Here is a 16,329-nt window from a genome sequence, read left to right as displayed (position 1 = left end):
CGGCCCCGCGTTCAGCCGACGGTGATCGCGTCGAGACGCTCTCGAATGAATTCCCCGGACACCACGGGTTCGAGGCCTTCTCGCCGTCCGAGAGGCTTCCCGATCGGGGTCACCACCGCGTCGTGGTCGAGTTCGTAGAAGAAGATCAGCGACATCAGATCTTCTTCGGGAGCGTCGGGCTGTGGCGGCAGCACGCGATGGCGTCCCGCCGGCCATCGTCCACCGGACCAGTATTCGAGCAGGTCCCCGATGTTGACCGTCAGTGCGGCCGGGTCATACGGAGCGTCCGCCCAGCCGCCGTCCTCGCTGTAGACCTGCAGCCCGCCGGAGCCGGGTTCCCGGTCGAGCACGGTCACGGTTCCGAAGTCGGTGTGCGGCCCGATGCGGTACTGCCCCGGTTCGGGTTCACCCACCACCTCCATCGCCGGGTAGTGATTGATGTTCGACGTCCAGGTGGCGTTGCCGGCGAGATCGCGGAACGGATTGTCGGCAGCGGCGAACCCGAGCGACGCGGCCATCAGGGCGAGCAGGTCGTCGGAAAGCTCCTTGCACTTCGCGGTCCACGCGGTGAACAGTTCTTTCAAACGGGGTGCCTCGGTCGGCCAGACATCGGGCGCGAACCAGTAGTCGTCGATCTCCGGGATCCCCACCGGCGTCTGCGCACCGGAGTTGTAGGTCTCCTTCAGGTCCGGCGGCGTCTCGGTCCCTTCGGCGTATCCATTGGCCTCCATCCCCGGCCCGATCCAGCCGCGCCCGCCGACGCCGACCGCGTATTTCTCCTTCACCTCGGCCGGCAACGCGAAGAACGCTCGCGCCGCCGCACGTAGCTCGGCGGGCAGCGCCGGGTCGATGCCGTGTCCGGTGACCAGCAGGAACCCGGCCTTCTGCAGGGACTCGTCCACTGCGGCGCACACCGCCGCGGCATCGGCTCCGCCCGCGCGCCAGCGGGACAGGTCGACGGTCAGGATCGGACTGTCGGTCATGCCTCGTCCTCGACGACGCCGATGTCCTCGTTCCACAGGGCCGGCTTGGCCTCGATGAACTCCGACATCATCGTCACGCAGCGCTCGTCGTCGAGGATCGTGACCGGGATTCCGAGTTCGGCGAGCCAGTCCTCGCCGCCCTGGAACGAACGGTTCTCCCCGATGACCACCGCGCCGATGCCGAACTGCCTGATCAGTCCGCTGCAATACCAGCACGGGGCGAGGGTCGTGACCATGATCGTCGACGAGTAGTCCCGCTGCCGGCCGGCCGCGCGGAATGCGTCGGTCTCACCGTGCACCGACGGGTCGTCGTGCTGGACACGACGATTCCGGCCCTCGCCGAGCAGCTTTCCATCGGCGGAGAACAAGGCGGCACCGATCGGGATGCCACCCTCGTCCAGCCCCAGCCGGGCCTGGCGGTAGGCGGTGTCGAGCAGGTGCGAGAGGTCGATACCCGAGTCGGCGTCGGTGCGGGAACTCATACCGACAGCGTGCCCACCCGGCCGTCGAGCGGCAACTGACACTTCGTCGTCCTGCACGTGAGGCCGAACGTGCATATCGTCCTCTCATGCCCGGCTCCTCGACCACGTCGCTGCGTGACGTCATCCATCGGCACCTCGATCCCGCCGACCCGCGGGTGCTCACCGCCCACGACCGCCTCGACGTCCCGGTTCGATGGGTCCATTCCAGCGAGATCTTCGAGATCGGACCACTGCTCTCCGGCGGAGAACTCCTGCTCACAACCGGATTGGGACTCGGCGGCCTCGACGCAGGCACGAGACGCCACTACGTGCGTGATCTCGCCGAACGCGGGGTCGCCGGACTCGCTTTCGAGATCGGCCGGACCTTCGACGCCGTTCCTGAGGAGATGGTCCGCGAGGGGTCTGCCGCACGTCTGCCGATCATCGAACTGAACCGTGTGCTGCCGTTCATCGACGTGTGTCGCGACGCGAACACCGCGATCGTCTCCGACGAGATCGACGAACTACGACGCCGCACCGCGCTCGACGACGCCCTGCACGACGACCTCGTGTCACCGGGCGGGGTCGCCCGGATGCTGGCGCATGTCTCCGAGACAACCGGTCGGGCACTGGTACTGGTCGGGGCCGGAGGTGCACTCCTCGCCGCGCACGGCGTCGACGACGATCGGTCGGCGTGGCGTCTCGTCGATGCGTCTCCGGTCTCGGTTCCGGTGATCGCCCGCGACCGTGAGATCGCACGACTCACGGCTTCCTCCGTCGGACCCGAGATGCCTCTTCCCCAGTTGACCGCCTTGCTGAGGGCGGCCGCCGGACCGATCGCCTCGACGCTGGCACGCTCGGGCACAAGGCATTCGGCTGTCGGGGCGCGTCTCGTCGAGGAGATGGTCGGTGGGCGGGCACTGCGTCGCGCGGACCTGATCGCGCGGCTGGCGGGCGCCGGCGTGCCCGCCATGGACAGCACCCGCCTAGTGACGGTGGCCGCCGATGCGCCCGATCCGAGGATGGCCGAGTCGGTTCTCACGCGCGCCGCGTCGTCGACGTCGGGGCTGGTCCAGGCGACGATCGACGCGACGGTCTACGGACTGGTCGCGGTGCCCGCGGACGCCGACGATCCCGTCGACCATGTCGCAGATGCGGTCGACAAGGCTGCCGGAGGCGCCGGACGGATCACCGTCGTCGTCGGTGAGGCGTTCCGGCTGGGCGACTCCTCACCCGGAATCGAGATCGTCGCGGCGATCGCGGATTCGTTGCGGAACAACGCCGGTCGTCTCGACCGCGCCGCCCTGCACGTCCGCGAAGACCGGACCCGCTGCGTCTTCACCGGTCGCGAACTGGTTGCCGACGATGTCGTGCATGCACTCGACCCGCGGACGCGGTCGGACCTGCAGTCCCTGGTGGCCCCACTGGTGGAACACGATGCGAAACAGTCCACCCAGCTGGTCGCGACGCTCGATGTCCATCTGCGCCATGGGTGTAGCGCGACGCGCTCGGCGGCGGCGCTGCACATCGGGCGGCAGAGTCTCTATCAGCGCCTCGACCGAATCCGCAGTCTGTTGGGGTTCGACCCCACCGCCGCGACGGTCTACGCATCGATGTTGCTGGCAGTCAACGCTTCCCGGGTGTCGGGCGACCTCGGCGCCTGAGTCTGGCAGACCCGCTCAGGACCGGGTCTCCTGGGGCTGCGCCACTCGTCCTCGGGCGAGGATCAGATAGAGCCCGAACGCGAGCGCGAAACCGACGAAGGCGCCGATGTCACCCAGCTCCGGCACCAGCCTGACGACATACCCGACGAACCGCTCCTGGTTGCAGAACAACAGCACCGACGCAACCAGGCCGAGCACGAACGCGGCGACCCCACCCCAGTTCGCGTAGCGGGTGTCGTAGAGGAGCGCGAGCGTCGGCGGTTCCTTGCGCAGCAGGCGATCTGCGAAGACCACACCCAACCACGGCCCGATCCAGTACGCGACGAGGAGCAGGAACGCCTCATACGATGCCGCCGCGTCGGCCAATGCCCACCAGGCGACGAGGAAGCCGACGACACCGAAGAACACCGTCACCAGCGCGCGCTGCAGGCCCAGCGGCAACCGGAATCCCATGGCGAGGAACGCCATCGAACCGGAGTAGACGTTGATCGCGTTCGCGGCGACGGCGCCGACGGCGATCGCGAGGAGCGTGAGATCGGCGACGAGGCTCGGCAGATTCGCGGTGAACGCCTCGGTCGGGTTGTCCGACACCGGATCTCCGATGGTCACCGACGCCGCACCCACCACCATCAGGAACGTGCACGAGAGGAAGAGACCGGAAGAGGCGAACAACCCCGTCTTGACCTTGGACACGGTCGGTGGCAGGTAGCGCGTGTAGTCGGCGGCGTACGGGGTCCACCCGGCGGTGTAGCCGAACGCGGCGCCCATGGTCAATAGGAAACCACCGATGGAGAAGCCGCCGTCAGCAGACGGCGTGGACACGTGGGACTTGCCGAAGATGATCACCGCGCCGACCACGAAGATGACGGCGAGCACGGGAGCGGCGATCCGTTCGAACCGCTGGACCAGGTTGTGGCCGAAGAAGGCGAAGGCGGTCTGCGCGACGACGATGACGACCAACCCGAGCAACGGGGTGATCCCGAACAACGTCGACAACGCGAAGGCGCCGCTGACGCTGTTGGTGGCGAACCATCCGACGCCACACATGACGGCCATGAAGGTGGCCGGCAGGATGTTGCCCCGGTACCCGAACGCGAGGCGCCCGAGCACCATCTGCGGAACCCCGTGCAACGGGCCCTCCGCCGACAGCAGGAAGTGCGCCGCCGCCCCGAGCAGGTTGCCGAGGGCCATCGCCACCACGGCCTGCCAGAACGACAGCCCGAAGTAGAGGATCGAGATGACGCCGACGAAGATCGTCGCGAACTCGAGGTTCGGGGCGGTCCAGGTCCAGAACAGGCCGCGCGGTGTCCCGTGGCGGGCCTCCAGGGGGATCGCCTCGTTGCCGCCGGGTTCGACGGCGAGCACCTTGTCGCCGTAACCGCCCTGCGGGGCGTCCGCCGCGTCGGAACTGTTCAAGGGTGCGCCGATAGCCATGGCGCAACTCTCCTGGTCATCGCAGCGGTCGGCAACCGACAGTCTGTCCGGTGACCGCGGGTTGCCGACGGACAGATCGACTTGGTAGCGAGTGCGGGGTGATCACACGTCCCCGGACGCGGTCGCCCGTTCCTCGGCGGGGTCAGCGGAGTGTCGTCGATGCAGCACGACGCCGACCGTCACGATCACCACCGCCGACAACGCCGACAAGCCGATGGCCTCCCGCTGCTCGTCGTCGAAGGCCATCAGGACCAGCACGCCGACGATGAACACCATCACCAGGATCGTCAGGTACGGGAACAGCCACATCTTGACGGGCGGCCGCTCTCCCCTGGCGCGCAGCGACCGACCGAGCACGAGCTGGCTGGCCGAGACACTGAGGTAGACGAACAGCGCGACCGCACCGCTGGTCGCGAGCAGGTAGCCGAAGATCTTGTCGGGCAACACATAGTTGCCGATGACGGCGACGAAGCCGACGATCATCGACGCCAGCACCGCGACCCACGGCACTCCGTTGCCCGTCAGCGACCGGACTGCTTGCGGTGCGTCGCGCCGACTGCCGAGCGAGTACAGCATCCGCGAGGCCGTGTACAGCGCGGAATTGAGGCACGACGCCACGGCCGTGAGGATCACGAGGTCCATGACCAGCGCCGATCCGGGCAGCCCGATCGCCTCGAGCACCGACTGGTACGAGCCGTCGGAGAGCTGGTCGTACGGCATCAGAGCCACGACGACGAAGATCGAGCCGATGTAGAAGAGCGAGATCCGCCAGATCACCGAGTTCACGGCCTTGGTGATGCCGCGCTTCGGGTCAGGCGATTCCGCGGCCGCGATCGTGACGATCTCGGTGCCCATGAACGAGAACATCGTCACGAGCAGTCCCGTGATGACCGCGCCGAAACCGTTGGGCATGAAGCCATCCGGCTCCCACAGATGATGCAGACCGCTCACGCCCGAGTGCGGGATGAGCCCGAGAATGGCCAGGACGCCCACCACGATGAACGCGACGATGGCGACGACCTTGATGAGCGCGAACCAGAACTCGAACTCGCCGTAGTTGCCGACGCTGACCAGGTTGGTGACGGTGAGGGCGATCGTCACCGCGTGCGCCCAGATCCACTGGGCGCCGCCGATCAGGTCGGTGAGGATCGCCGCGGCCGCGGTGGCCTCGACCGGGATCACCAGCACCCAGAACCACCAGTAGAGCCAACCGACGGAGAAGCCCGCCCACCTGCCGAGGGCACGGTCGGCGTAGACGGAGAACGAGCCGGTGTCGGGGTCGGCGGTCGCCATCTCACCGAGCATCCGCATGACCAGCACGACGAGCGTGCCCGCCAGCGCGTACGAGATGAGCACAGCCGGGCCGGCCTTCTCGATCGCATTCGCCGAGCCCACGAACAGACCGGCGCCGATGACCCCGGCGATGGAGATCATCGTGATGTGGCGGGGCTTGAGACTCGAACCGAGCCGGTCGGCCGGCGGGTCGGAGGCGCTCACTCGCACCGGGGTTTCGCTCATCGCGGCATCGCTTCCATCCGTGTGTTCCACGCCACGACGGGCGCCGTCCCCGGATGTGCCCAACCGATGTGCCGCCGAAACCTGGCCGAGGTTCTGTAGCTCGAACCCGCGTTCAGCGCGATTCCGGGCTATGGATCGGGGCGATCGGCAACACTGGAGATCGTCGCGTAATGGCTGGAGGCTCGTATGAGACGCGCTCGCACCGTCGTCGCCGCACTCTTCGCGGCTGCCATCGGACTGATCGCGGCGGCCCCGACCGCCGCGGCGTCGACGATCATCCCGTTCCAGATCAACCCGGCACCCCTCGGGAACCCCAACGGCAGCTTCGACGCACCGGCCATCCGATGCGGTGCCGAGGTAGGCAAACAACGCGGCGTCGTGACCATCACCGGAACCGAACGCGAGCGGTGGGGCTGCTTGATCTACGCCGACGTACGCTGGCTCAATCTGTCGACGGGCGCGACCGGGACGGCCCGGATGTCGAACGGCCTGAACGGCTTCCCGCCCGAGGCGCAACTACGGACCGGGAGCGGTCAGGTGGTTCTCACGATGCTCCAGGGAATCCAGGGGAACGTGACTCCCGGCTTCGCGACCTTATCCGTGCCGTGAATCATCAGCCCTTCGTCAGATCCTGCGCGAGCATCACGATGATGTCGCTGGGGCCGCGGAGGTAGGTGAGCTTGTAGATGTTCTCGTAGTTCGCGACGCCCCGCAGCGGATGGCAGCCGTGCTTCGCGGCGATCTCGAGTGCCGCGTCGATGTCGTCGACGGAGAAGGCCACGCGGTGCATGCCGATCTCGTTGGGCAGCGTCGGTGTCGTCTCGATGGCATCGGGGTGGATGTACTCGAACAGTTCGAGTCGCCCTTGCCCGTCTGGTGTTTGGAGCATCGCGATCTTCGCATGATTGCCGTCGAGACCGACTGCAGTGGAAGCCCATTCGCCGCTGACCTCATCGCGGCCGAGGACGGTGAGACCGAGGTCGGTGAAGAAGGCGATCGCTGCTTCGATGTCGCGGACGGCGATTCCGACGTTCTCGAGTTTGATGGCCATGTCGCCACGGTAACTCCGACAGCCGATCTACAGCTCCGAATCGCGCTCACCGCGAATTCGAGCTATGGATCGGGGGTTCTGTCGGGCGTAGCGTCGGGGAACATGGTCAATCTCAGCAAACAGCACCCATCCGCCTACAAGAGCTTGATCGCGCTGAACAGCGAAGCCGACGAAGCGGTCAAACAGGCCGGGCTCGATCCCCTGCTCGGTGAGCTGGTGAAAATCCGTGTGTCACAACTGAACGGGTGTGCATTCTGCCTGCGCATGCACACCCACGACGCCATCGCGAAGGGCGAGACGTCCGATCGGCTGGCCGTCGTCGCCGCGTGGTGGGAGTCGCAGTACTTCACCGACCAGGAGCAGGCCGCCCTCGGATTGGCCGAGGAAGTCACCCGGCTGTCCGTCCCCGCACGCGAGGACTGGAACAACGGCTCGCTGAACGACGAACAGATCTCCGCGGTCAGCTGGCTCACGGTCGTCATGAACGCGTGGAACCGCGTCGCGATTCGGAGTCACTACCCCGTCGCGCCCTGACAGCTAGCAGCCGTTGCGTTGCGTCGCGGTTTCCGCGACACAACGCAACGAGATCTCGCAGCGGCCCGGCCAGGAGGTGGTCAATCAGACGTTGAAGCGGAACTCCACGACGTCGCCGTCTTGCATGATGTAGTCCTTGCCCTCCATGCGGACCTTGCCGGCGGCCTTGGCCGCGGCCATCGAGCCGGCCTCGTCGAGGTCGGCGAAGGACACGATCTCGGCCTTGATGAAGCCCTTCTCGAAGTCGGTGTGGATGACTCCGGCGGCCTTGGGGGCGGTGTCGCCCTGGCGAATCGTCCAGGCGCGCGATTCCTTGGGACCTGCGGTGAGGTAGGTCTGCAGGCCGAGGGTGTGGAAACCGGCGCGGGCGAGCGACGTCAGGCCGGGCTCGGTCTGACCGATCGAGTCGAGCAGTTCCTGGGCGTCCTCTTCGTCGAGTTCGAGGAGTTCGCTCTCGACCTTCGCGTCGAGGAAGACGGCGTCGGCGGGTGCGATGGCGGCGCGCAGTTCGGCCTTCTTCGCATCGTCGGTCAGCACGCCCTCGTCGGAGTTGAAGACGTAGAGGAACGGCTTGGCGGTCATCAGGTGCAGCTCGCGCACCGACGACAGGTCGAACGAATCCTTCTGTGAGAACAGCGTTTTGCCGCTGTCGAGGATCTCCTGCGCCTTCTTGGCCGCCTCGAGGGTCTCGACGAGGTCCTTGTTCTTGCGCGAGTCCTTTTCGAGACGCGGGATCGCCTTTTCGAGGGTCTGCATGTCGGCGAGGATCAGCTCGGTCTCGATGACCTCGATGTCGGCGAACGGGTCGACGCGGCCGTCGACGTGCACGACGTCGCCGTCGTCGAAGACGCGGACGACCTGGCAGATGGCGTCGGCCTCGCGGATGTTGGCGAGGAACTGGTTGCCCATGCCCTCACCCTCGGACGCGCCCTTCACGATGCCGGCGATGTCGACGAACGACACCGTGGCAGGCAGGATGCGCTCGCTACCGAAGATCTCGGCGAGACGCTTCAGCCGGGCGTCGGGCAATTCGACCACGCCCACGTTGGGCTCGATGGTGGCGAACGGGTAGTTGGCCGCCAGCACATCGTTACGGGTCAGGGCGTTGAACAGGGTCGACTTACCGACGTTGGGCAGACCGACAATTCCCAGGGTGAGACTCACGGGCGCCCAGTCTATCGGCACCGGCCGCGCGGCCCGACGCTGCGTCGGGCCTGGGCTGCGTCGGCTCCGATCGCCGGCCCCGCCGTCAGTCGCGGTCCAGCAGACCCCTGACCGGGTTCGGTGGGTCGGTGGGCGGTTCCTTGTCGGGGACGCCCTTCTGTTTGGTGACGGGCGCACCTTCGGGGGCGAGGGTCTCCCCGGCCCGTTCCGCGATCTGTTCGTTCAGGTAACGCAGCACCACCGCCAGCGACGCGACGGCGGGCACCGCGAGGAAGGCGCCGGTGATGCCGAACAGGGTGCCGCCCAGGGTGACCGAGAGCAGCACGATCACCGCGTGTAGATCCATCGACTTCGCCTGCAGCCACGGCTGCAGCACGTTGCCCTCGAGCTGCTGCACCGCCAAGATGACGCCGAGCAGGATCAGCGCGGTGGTCAGGCCGTTGGAGACGAGCGCGATGAGCACGGCGAGCGCGCCGGCGACGAACGCACCGACGATCGGGATGAACCCGCCGAGGAATGTGACCACGATCAGCACACCGGCCAGCGGGACGCCGAGGAAGAACAGCCCGAGACCGATGAGCGCGGCGTCGACGAAGCTGACGATCGCCTGCGTGCGGATGAAGCCGCCGAGGCTGTTCCACATCCGGGTCAGGACCTCACCGACGTGGGTGCCGGAGGGCTTGCCGACCGAACGGTCGAGCCACGGCACGAACTTCGGTCCGTCCTTGAGGAAGAAGAACACCAGCACGAACGATGTGAAGACGGTGACCAGCAGCGACGTCGCGGTGCCCACACCGCTGAAGACGCCCGAGGCGATGGTCGACGCACTCGACTGCAGCTTGCTGGTGATCGCGTTGACGATGTTGTCGAGCTGCTCGTCCTCGATGTTGAGCGGCGGCCCCTGGACCCAGTCCTGCAGATGCTTCACACCGTCGGTCGCACGGTTGGCGAGCTCGGGAGCCTGGGAGACGATCGACGGCACGATCAGCCCGATGACGCCGCCGAGCACGCCGAGTCCGACCAACATCATGACCAACGACGCCGCAGCATCCGGGACGCCGTGATTACGCATCCAACGCACCGGCGGCCACAGGATCGTGCACACGATGATGCCCAGCAGGACCGGAAGCAGGATCACCCAGAACTTGCCGAGCAGCCAGAACAGCACCCACAGCGCGGCTGCGACGAGCACGATCTGCAGGCCGACGGTGGCGCAGGAGCGCAGGCCGGCCATCATCACCTGGGCGCGTGTCGGGAACGTCTTCTCCTCGACCCCGCCGAGTACGGCGTCGCCTCCGAGGACGGCGTCGGCCCCTACCGGGATGGAGTCCGGGTTGTCGGTTCCGGCCTCGCCGTCTGCACGCTGATCATCCGAGCTGTCAGTCACCCGTGGATCCTCACACACCGCGATGAGATTGCGGCGTCGACGCGACGGATGACACTCGTCGCGGGCGCGAACGCTTCCGGGTCGAGCCGGTCAGCGTCGGCGCAATTTGCGCCCGAGGAAGCGGATCAGCGAGTTGACCGCCTCGAGTTCGGCGTCGACCTGGTTGAAGACCGGCGGCACGTCGTCCCGACCGCACATCTCGACATCCGGCGGGTCGATCGGCCCGCTCGACGACTCGTCGGCTCGCCCGCGGTCCCACGACACGGGGGTGATGCCCTGCTCGGCCTCTTCCGTCAGGGCGCGCTTGATCGTCTCCGGGCCGTAGAGGCCCATCATCATCTCCAGCCCCCATCCGGGTAGGCCGGCGAGGGGGAGGTCGTCGTGCCGGCTTCCGCGGCGACCATCGAACCGTGTGGACATGGCGACATCGTGCCATAGGACTGTTACTCAGATCACAGATTCGGCGCCAGATGTCGCGTCCGATTTCCGCCAGAACTCGTTCGCGCCGGATGTCAGAGTGGACAGGTGACCACAGCATCCGTCGAACAGACCGTCCCGGGCTCGGCTCCGGACTTCGACCGTTGCTACCGCGCCGTCCAGGCCCGCGACGCACGGTTCGACGGCCAGTTCTTCGTCACCGTCCGCACCACCGGGATCTACTGCCGCCCGTCGTGCCCCGCGCAGACACCCCGACCGCACAATGTCGCCTTCGTGCTGACCGCGGCCGCGGCGCAGCAACAGGGCTACCGCGCCTGCCGTCGATGCGCGCCCGACGCCGTCCCCGGTTCGCCGCTGTGGAATGTCAACGCCGACATGTCCGCTCGGGCGATGAGGCTGATCGCCGACGGCGTCGTCGAACGTGAGGGCGTCGCCGGTCTCGCCGCGCGGCTGAAGTATTCGCCGCGGCACCTCAACAGAGTCCTCACCGACCATCTCGGCGCCGGACCGCTCGCACTCGCCCGCGCACACCGCGCCACCAACGCCCGGGTGCTGATCCAGTGCACGGCGCTGCCGATGTCCGACGTCGCGTTCGCCGCCGGCTTCGCCAGCATCCGGCAGTTCAACGACACCATCCGCGCCGTCTTCGGGCTCACCCCGACCGAACTCCGCCGCCTCCGCCACCGCCGCGACCGGTCGCAATCCGACGCGGTATCGGCCCCGGGCAGTGTGACCTTGCGCCTGCCGTTCCGCGCGCCCTACCGCTGGACCTGGATGCGCTGGTTCCTGTCCGCACACGCGGCGACGGGGGTCGAGACCGTCATCGACGACGCCGACGCAACGCTCGGCTGGCGGTTCCGGCGCGTCATCGCTCTCCCCCACGGACCCGCCATCGCCGACATCGAACCCCACGACGACCACGTCGGCGTGGTCCTCTCCCATCTCGACATGCGCGACCTCGGAGCCGCGGTCAACCGTGTGCGCCGACTCCTCGACCTCGACGCCGACATCACCGCCGCCGAAGAGTCCCTCGCCGCCGACCCGACACTGCGCCCCCTGATCGAGGGCGCACCCGGCCTTCGTGTGCCGGGCAGCCTCGACCCCGCCGAGACGATCATCCGCACGATGCTCGGCCAACAGGTCAGTCTCGCGGCGGCACGGCACCAGATCGATCGGCTCGTCGACGCTCTGGGCCGACCGCTGCACGACGCAGGCCCCACCGACGGAGACGTTCCGAGAGCATTCCCGACCGCGGCCGCGATCGCCGCCGACGGACGGGCCGTCCTCCGCGGACCGAGCCGCCGGATCGATGCCGTCATCGGGGTCGCCGAGGCCCTGGCCGAAGGTCGGGTGGAACCGCATGTGGGGGTCGATGCGTCTGATCTACGTGCGCAACTGATCGAGCTGCCCGGCATCGGCCCCTGGACCGCCGACATCGTCACCATGCGGGTGACGGGTGATCCCGACGTCCTGCTCGCGAACGACCTGATCGTCGCCCGGGCAGCCGCCGACCTCGGCGTCGATCTGCGCGACACGCATCACTGGGCACCGTGGCGCTCCTACGCGACGATGCACCTGTGGCGACACCGCCTCGCCGGCTCCGGCGAGGCCGTATGACGAGCGGACCTCCGATGACGCCTCACCTGACACCGACTCCATCCGAACCCCGACCCGACAGGAGCGACATGTCCGCACCGTCCCCCACCATCTCCGACGCCACGATCCCCACCATCTCCGACGCCACGGTTGCCACCGTCTCCGACGACCCGATCACCACCGTCTCCACCGGCGGATACGCCACCGTCGACACCCCCAACGGCCCGTTCACCGTGATCGCCGACCACGCCGACCGCGTCCTCGCCTCCGGATGGACCGGCGACCCGGCCTATCTCGCCGCGCTCGTCCACCGTTCGCTGCGGCCGGAGACCCTGCAGCGCTCCGGCGCCCTCGGGAGTCTCACCGACACCGTCACCGCGTACTACGAGGGCGAGGTCGAGGCACCGTCGCGGGTCGAGGTGGTCCAGCTCTCCGGCGGCAGCTTCCTCAACAAGGCATGGGACGCCCTGCGCCTCGTCGAACCGGGCCGGCCGGTCACCTACACCGAGTTCGCCGAGCGGGCGGGCGAGCCGGCGGCCGTCCGTGCTGCGGCAACCGCATGCGCCCGCAACGCCGCCGCGCTGTTCGTTCCGTGCCATCGGGTGAAGCGCAGCGACGGATCGCTGGGCGGCTTCCGCTACGGGCTGGAGACCAAGAAGTGGCTGCTCGATTTCGAGGCTCCCGCCGCGGACTGAACCGGCCCGACGCAGGTCAGAAGCTTTTGTCGGGGGCATCCGACACCATCGGGGCATGATCGCAGCAGCCCTGTCACTCGTGTTCGGCGTCCTGCTCGGTATCGCGCTCGGTTGGTGGGCGCATGCCGCGCGGAGTGCCGGCGTGGTGGCCGCAGCTCGGGCCGAGGTCGAGATGCTGCGCGAGGGCCGTTCCGACGTGGCGTCGTCCTTGTCCTGGGCCACCGAGGATGCGGCCCGTCGGCAGTCCACCGCCATCGGCAGCCAGGTGCAGCACATCGTCGAACCGCTGCGCGCCACGCTGTCGCAGCTCTCCGACGAGCTGCGGCGGGTCGAGTCCAACCGGATCGGCGCCTATGCAGGACTGACCGAGCAGGTCCGCGGCATCCACGCGGCGTCGGTCGCGCTCAACGACCAGACGCGCCAGCTCGCCAACGCGCTGCACAGTTCCCATTCGCGCGGCCGCTGGGGCGAGGTGCAGCTCGAACGGGTCGTCGAGCTGGCCGGTATGGCCAAGCACTGCGACTTCAGCACCCAGGTGTCGCTGCCGGACAAGACGAAGGAAGGAACCACGGTCCGGCCCGACCTCGTCGTCCACCTCGCGGGCGGACGCGACATCGTCGTCGACGCGAAGGTGCCTCTCGACGCCTATCTGCGGGCGGCGGAAGCCACCGAGGCCAAGGCACGAGACCGACTGATCGGCGAGCACGCCCGGGCGTTGCGTGCGCACATCGCGCGGCTCTCGGCCAAGGCCTATTGGACGGCCTTCGAGAACACCCCGGAGATGGTCGTGCTGTTCCTACCGGCCGACGCGGTTCTCGAGGCGGCGGTGCGCACCGACCCGGAGGTCCTCGAATACGGCTTCGGCCGCAATGTGGTCATCGCCACCCCGACGACCCTCATCGCCCTGCTTCGGACCGTCGCCCTCGGTTGGCGCCACGATGCGATGGCCCGCGACGCCGCGGTCATCCATGGGCTCGGTATGGAACTGCACCAGCGCCTCGCCGGCGTACTCGGGCATCTCGGTTCGCTGGGCACGTCGCTGCAGCGCACGGTCGACGCGTACAACTCGACGATCGGATCGGTGGAGAGCCGGCTCGGCGTCACCGCACGCCGCCTGGCCGAACTCGACGCCCTGGGCGACGCCGCCGAACCGCCGCGACCCCGGGTGATCCACGACACCTGCCGGTCCGCCGGATCCGCGGCAACACCTGCGACGACATCGGCGGCCGCGTCCACGCCACGTCCCGGCGGTGGAGCGTTTTCCGCCGATGAACCGGTACCGTGACCATGTGCCTTCCCCGCAACGTCTACAGACCGCGGTACCACTGGACCAGCAGTCCGTGTTGCCCGCGGTCCGCGGTGTGCCGTGGTGGGGTGCCGTTGTCCTGGCAACCGGGATCACGGCCCTCGGAGCGGCGATCGACGCCGGCAGCAACGACTCGCTCGGCGGGATCTACAAGTTCTGCTACCTCGTCGGCTGTGTTCTCGCCGCCCTCGCCGTGCGTCGCCGCGCCCTGTTCACCGCTGCCGCCCAGCCACCGCTGATCGCTTTCTTCGTCAGCATCGTCACGCTGTACGGACTCAACTCCGAACAGGCGTCGTCCGGCCTCAAGAGTCTGATCTTCAAGGTGCTGCTGCCGATCGCCGCGGACTTCCCCTGGATGCTGACGGTGTTCCTCGTGACCCTCGCGCTGGTGCTCGTCCGGTGGTTCCTGACCCGCGGCGACGACGACAAGAACTCCGGTGGCCGCGGAAAGCCGACCGGTTCCCGCAGCACATCGAGGAACGCCGGCAAGGACAAGACCGACCGCCCGAAGACCGGCGAGCCGACCGAGCGCCCGACCAAGCATCGTCGGGCCGGTTCCGGCTCCGCCCAAACCAGCTCTGCCCGAACCAGCTCTGCACAGAGCGGCGCCGCACCGACCACCAGGTCGTCGTCCAACCGCTCGCGGCCACAGCGATCCCGCTCCGGTTCGGCCTCGGAGCGACCGGCCTCGTCCGAGCGGCCGGCCACGTCGACGCGCACGACGACAGTCGAACGGACCGCCCAGCGGACCCCGACCACCACTCGTCCGACGGTCGCGGATCTCGCCGCGCCCGATCTGACCCCCTCGGATGCCCCGCTCTCGGGTCCGTCGGACACGGTTCGTCCCGATGCCGCCCCGTCGGGATTCCAGGCGTACGAGTCGGCCACCGACGCCGGCCCGGCCGACGTCGCCGACACTCGTTCCTGACTCAGCGCACGATCGCGCCTACGGCCACACGCGCCGACTGTGGCGTGCGCCGTTGCGGTCAACCGCCGGTTCTGTAGCTGCCGGCGCGGACCGTCAGGCGTTGAGTTCGATCCACTGCCCCAGCTTGCGGGCAGCGGCATCGACCAGATCGGGCCACTCCATCGCACCCTCGTCGGCGTTGTCGGTGACGGCTTTGACGAGCCGGCATGGGATGCCGAACTGGGCGCTCACATGGGCGACCGCGCATCCCTCCATGTCCACGAGGTCGGCGTGGCGGGCGAGTTCGGCGCGTCGTACCGGGTCGGCGACGAAGGTGTCCCCCGAGGCGAGCACCGTGCCGTCGCCGTCCGGGAGCTCCCAGCGGTCGGTCATCTCGTAGCCCATGGCTCGGAGTTCGGCGCTGCTGATGTCGTGCTCGAGCACCGCCGACGGGATGAACAGATCGCGCCCGGGAGCAACGACATCGTCCCGCAGCGCACCTGCCGTGCCGATGTTGATGATCTGTCGGACCGGTGCACCCGCGGCCAGTTCTCGACTCAGCGCCATCGTCGCCCGAACCTTGCCGATCCCGGTGACGAGCAACCGCGACCCCGCGGGCAGATGCTGCGCCTCGGCTCGGGTCGCCGACACGATCAGGACACTTCCGGACACCCCGCTCTGCATTCCGTCATCAGACACCAGGTGATTATCGCGTGCCCCGATCACTCGCGAGCGTCGAGGACGCTCCGGGCCGCCCGCCCGAGCGCGGTGCCGTACCCGGGGCCGTGTCCGGCTGCGTGCACCGCCAGCGGGTGCAGCTGATGGACCTCGACCCGGCCCTCCCAGCCGGGGGCCAGCGCATGCGCCTCCTGATACCCCACGATGATCTCGTCGAGCAGCGGGCAGCCGAAGAGCGCGAGCATCGCGAGGTCGGTCTCGCGGTGACCGCCGTGCGCGGCGGGGTCGATCAGGACGACGCCCGACGGGGTCCACATCACGTTCCCGTTCCACAGGTCGCCGTGGATGCGGGCGGCGGGTTCGTCGTCGTCGAAGGCCCTGTTCGCGACCAGTTCGCAGACGGCGTGGACGGCGTCGGAGTCCGCAGCGGTCAGGTTGCCCGCCTCCCGTGCCGGACGCAGATAGGGCTCGACGCGTTCGCGGGCGTAGAACTCTCCCCACGAGTCGTATTCG

General features: G+C 68.2%; 17 protein-coding genes. 7 read left to right on the top strand and 10 right to left on the bottom strand.

The genetic code is table 11. The annotated features are described in order from the left end of the window. Positions 1 to 11: 11 nt before the first annotated feature. A complete protein-coding gene (locus OK17_RS08805; RefSeq protein ID WP_461417217.1) occupies positions 12 to 983 on the bottom strand; it encodes an isopenicillin N synthase family dioxygenase in 972 nt (323 codons plus the stop codon). Continuing rightward, a complete protein-coding gene (locus tag OK17_RS08800) occupies positions 980 to 1,465 on the bottom strand; it encodes a nucleoside deaminase (RefSeq protein WP_461417216.1) in 486 nt (161 codons plus the stop codon). Before OK17_RS08800 ends, OK17_RS08805 begins: the two co-directional genes overlap by 4 nt. Before the next feature lie 86 nt (positions 1,466 to 1,551). Here OK17_RS08800 and OK17_RS08795 point away from each other — a divergent pair, with 86 nt between their 5' ends. Then, positions 1,552 to 3,108 (top strand): PucR family transcriptional regulator, encoded by a 1,557-nt coding sequence (locus tag OK17_RS08795; protein ID WP_461417215.1) that lies wholly within the window; start codon positions 1,552 to 1,554, stop codon positions 3,106 to 3,108. A 15-nt stretch (positions 3,109 to 3,123) separates the two neighbouring features. On the opposite strand, the gene OK17_RS08790 is transcribed toward OK17_RS08795, so the two are convergent. Both OK17_RS08790 and OK17_RS08785 read right to left on the bottom strand, forming a co-directional pair. After that, positions 3,124 to 4,542 (bottom strand): purine-cytosine permease family protein, encoded by a 1,419-nt coding sequence (locus OK17_RS08790; RefSeq protein ID WP_461417214.1) that lies wholly within the window; start codon positions 4,540 to 4,542, stop codon positions 3,124 to 3,126. Positions 4,543 to 4,644: 102 nt separating this feature from the next. Then, complete coding sequence (locus tag OK17_RS08785; RefSeq protein WP_461417213.1) at positions 4,645 to 6,060, bottom strand: amino acid permease; 1,416 nt, start codon at positions 6,058 to 6,060, stop codon at positions 4,645 to 4,647. Between the two features lie 186 nt (positions 6,061 to 6,246). Between OK17_RS08785 and OK17_RS08780 the strand changes: the two genes are divergently transcribed. Beyond that, positions 6,247 to 6,669 carry a hypothetical protein gene (locus OK17_RS08780; protein ID WP_232717576.1) on the top strand — a complete coding sequence of 141 codons (423 nt, stop codon included), beginning with the start codon at positions 6,247 to 6,249 and terminating at the stop codon, positions 6,667 to 6,669. A 4-nt stretch (positions 6,670 to 6,673) separates the two neighbouring features. Here OK17_RS08780 and OK17_RS08775 read toward each other — a convergent pair whose 3' ends face one another. After that, a complete protein-coding gene (locus OK17_RS08775) occupies positions 6,674 to 7,111 on the bottom strand; it encodes a VOC family protein (protein ID WP_232717575.1) in 438 nt (145 codons plus the stop codon). A gap of 102 nt (positions 7,112 to 7,213) precedes the next feature. Between OK17_RS08775 and OK17_RS08770 the strand changes: the two genes are divergently transcribed. After that, the gene (locus OK17_RS08770; RefSeq protein ID WP_461417212.1) at positions 7,214 to 7,645 is read left to right on the top strand and encodes a carboxymuconolactone decarboxylase family protein; all 432 of its coding nucleotides are present in this window, start codon (positions 7,214 to 7,216) and stop codon (positions 7,643 to 7,645) included. Between the two features lie 84 nt (positions 7,646 to 7,729). Here OK17_RS08770 and ychF read toward each other — a convergent pair whose 3' ends face one another. The 3 genes from ychF to OK17_RS08755 form a co-directional block, all read right to left on the bottom strand. After that, entirely contained in the window at positions 7,730 to 8,809 is a 1,080-nt protein-coding gene (gene ychF, locus OK17_RS08765; RefSeq protein WP_006865554.1) for a redox-regulated ATPase YchF, read from the bottom strand. Between the two features lie 85 nt (positions 8,810 to 8,894). After that, complete coding sequence (locus OK17_RS08760) at positions 8,895 to 10,196, bottom strand: AI-2E family transporter (protein WP_461417211.1); 1,302 nt, start codon at positions 10,194 to 10,196, stop codon at positions 8,895 to 8,897. A gap of 90 nt (positions 10,197 to 10,286) precedes the next feature. Further along, the gene (locus OK17_RS08755; RefSeq protein ID WP_461417210.1) at positions 10,287 to 10,616 is read right to left on the bottom strand and encodes a hypothetical protein; all 330 of its coding nucleotides are present in this window, start codon (positions 10,614 to 10,616) and stop codon (positions 10,287 to 10,289) included. Between the two features lie 105 nt (positions 10,617 to 10,721). On the opposite strand from OK17_RS08755, the gene OK17_RS08750 reads away from it, so the two are divergent. The 4 genes from OK17_RS08750 (at position 10,722) to OK17_RS08735 (ending at position 15,159) form a co-directional block, all read left to right on the top strand. Then, positions 10,722 to 12,251, top strand: a complete 1,530-nt coding sequence (locus OK17_RS08750) for a DNA-3-methyladenine glycosylase 2 family protein (RefSeq protein WP_461417209.1) — start codon at positions 10,722 to 10,724, stop codon at positions 12,249 to 12,251. Between the two features lie 68 nt (positions 12,252 to 12,319). Next, positions 12,320 to 12,925 (top strand): methylated-DNA--[protein]-cysteine S-methyltransferase, encoded by a 606-nt coding sequence (locus OK17_RS08745; protein ID WP_461417208.1) that lies wholly within the window; start codon positions 12,320 to 12,322, stop codon positions 12,923 to 12,925. A 55-nt stretch (positions 12,926 to 12,980) separates the two neighbouring features. Then, positions 12,981 to 14,210, top strand: a complete 1,230-nt coding sequence (locus OK17_RS08740) for a DNA recombination protein RmuC (RefSeq protein WP_232717569.1) — start codon at positions 12,981 to 12,983, stop codon at positions 14,208 to 14,210. A 4-nt stretch (positions 14,211 to 14,214) separates the two neighbouring features. Next, entirely contained in the window at positions 14,215 to 15,159 is a 945-nt protein-coding gene (locus OK17_RS08735; protein ID WP_461417207.1) for a DUF6542 domain-containing protein, read from the top strand. 93 nt (positions 15,160 to 15,252) lie between these two features. Here the strand turns inward: OK17_RS08735 and OK17_RS08730 are convergent, their stop codons facing one another. Then, positions 15,253 to 15,822, bottom strand: a complete 570-nt coding sequence (locus OK17_RS08730) for a nucleosidase (RefSeq protein ID WP_461417236.1) — start codon at positions 15,820 to 15,822, stop codon at positions 15,253 to 15,255. Positions 15,823 to 15,860: 38 nt separating this feature from the next. Then, a partial coding sequence (locus OK17_RS08725) for a fructosamine kinase family protein (RefSeq protein WP_461417206.1) occupies positions 15,861 to 16,329 on the bottom strand: 469 nt, incomplete at its 5' end.

Source organism: Gordonia sp. GN26, from assembly GCF_054823965.1.
Note: the sequence above shows the minus strand (reverse complement) of the source record. Positions and strands in the feature narration are given on the sequence as shown.

Excerpts from the sequence above, each read along its gene's own strand:
- OK17_RS08805 (WP_461417217.1), bottom strand. The coding sequence starts at position 983 with ATGACCGACAGTCCGATCCTGACCGTCGACCTGTCCCGCTGGCGCGCG.
- OK17_RS08745 (WP_461417208.1), top strand. The coding sequence starts at position 12,320 with ATGTCCGCACCGTCCCCCACCATCTCCGACGCCACGATCCCCACCATC.
- OK17_RS08755 (WP_461417210.1), bottom strand. The coding sequence starts at position 10,616 with ATGTCCACACGGTTCGATGGTCGCCGCGGAAGCCGGCACGACGACCTC.
- OK17_RS08770 (WP_461417212.1), top strand. The coding sequence starts at position 7,214 with ATGGTCAATCTCAGCAAACAGCACCCATCCGCCTACAAGAGCTTGATC.
- OK17_RS08780 (WP_232717576.1), top strand. The coding sequence starts at position 6,247 with ATGAGACGCGCTCGCACCGTCGTCGCCGCACTCTTCGCGGCTGCCATC.
- OK17_RS08730 (WP_461417236.1), bottom strand. The coding sequence starts at position 15,822 with ATGCAGAGCGGGGTGTCCGGAAGTGTCCTGATCGTGTCGGCGACCCGA.
- OK17_RS08740 (WP_232717569.1), top strand. The coding sequence starts at position 12,981 with ATGATCGCAGCAGCCCTGTCACTCGTGTTCGGCGTCCTGCTCGGTATC.
- OK17_RS08775 (WP_232717575.1), bottom strand. The coding sequence starts at position 7,111 with ATGGCCATCAAACTCGAGAACGTCGGAATCGCCGTCCGCGACATCGAA.
- OK17_RS08795 (WP_461417215.1), top strand. The coding sequence starts at position 1,552 with ATGCCCGGCTCCTCGACCACGTCGCTGCGTGACGTCATCCATCGGCAC.
- OK17_RS08800 (WP_461417216.1), bottom strand. The coding sequence starts at position 1,465 with ATGAGTTCCCGCACCGACGCCGACTCGGGTATCGACCTCTCGCACCTG.
- OK17_RS08790 (WP_461417214.1), bottom strand. The coding sequence starts at position 4,542 with ATGGCTATCGGCGCACCCTTGAACAGTTCCGACGCGGCGGACGCCCCG.
- OK17_RS08785 (WP_461417213.1), bottom strand. The coding sequence starts at position 6,060 with ATGAGCGAAACCCCGGTGCGAGTGAGCGCCTCCGACCCGCCGGCCGAC.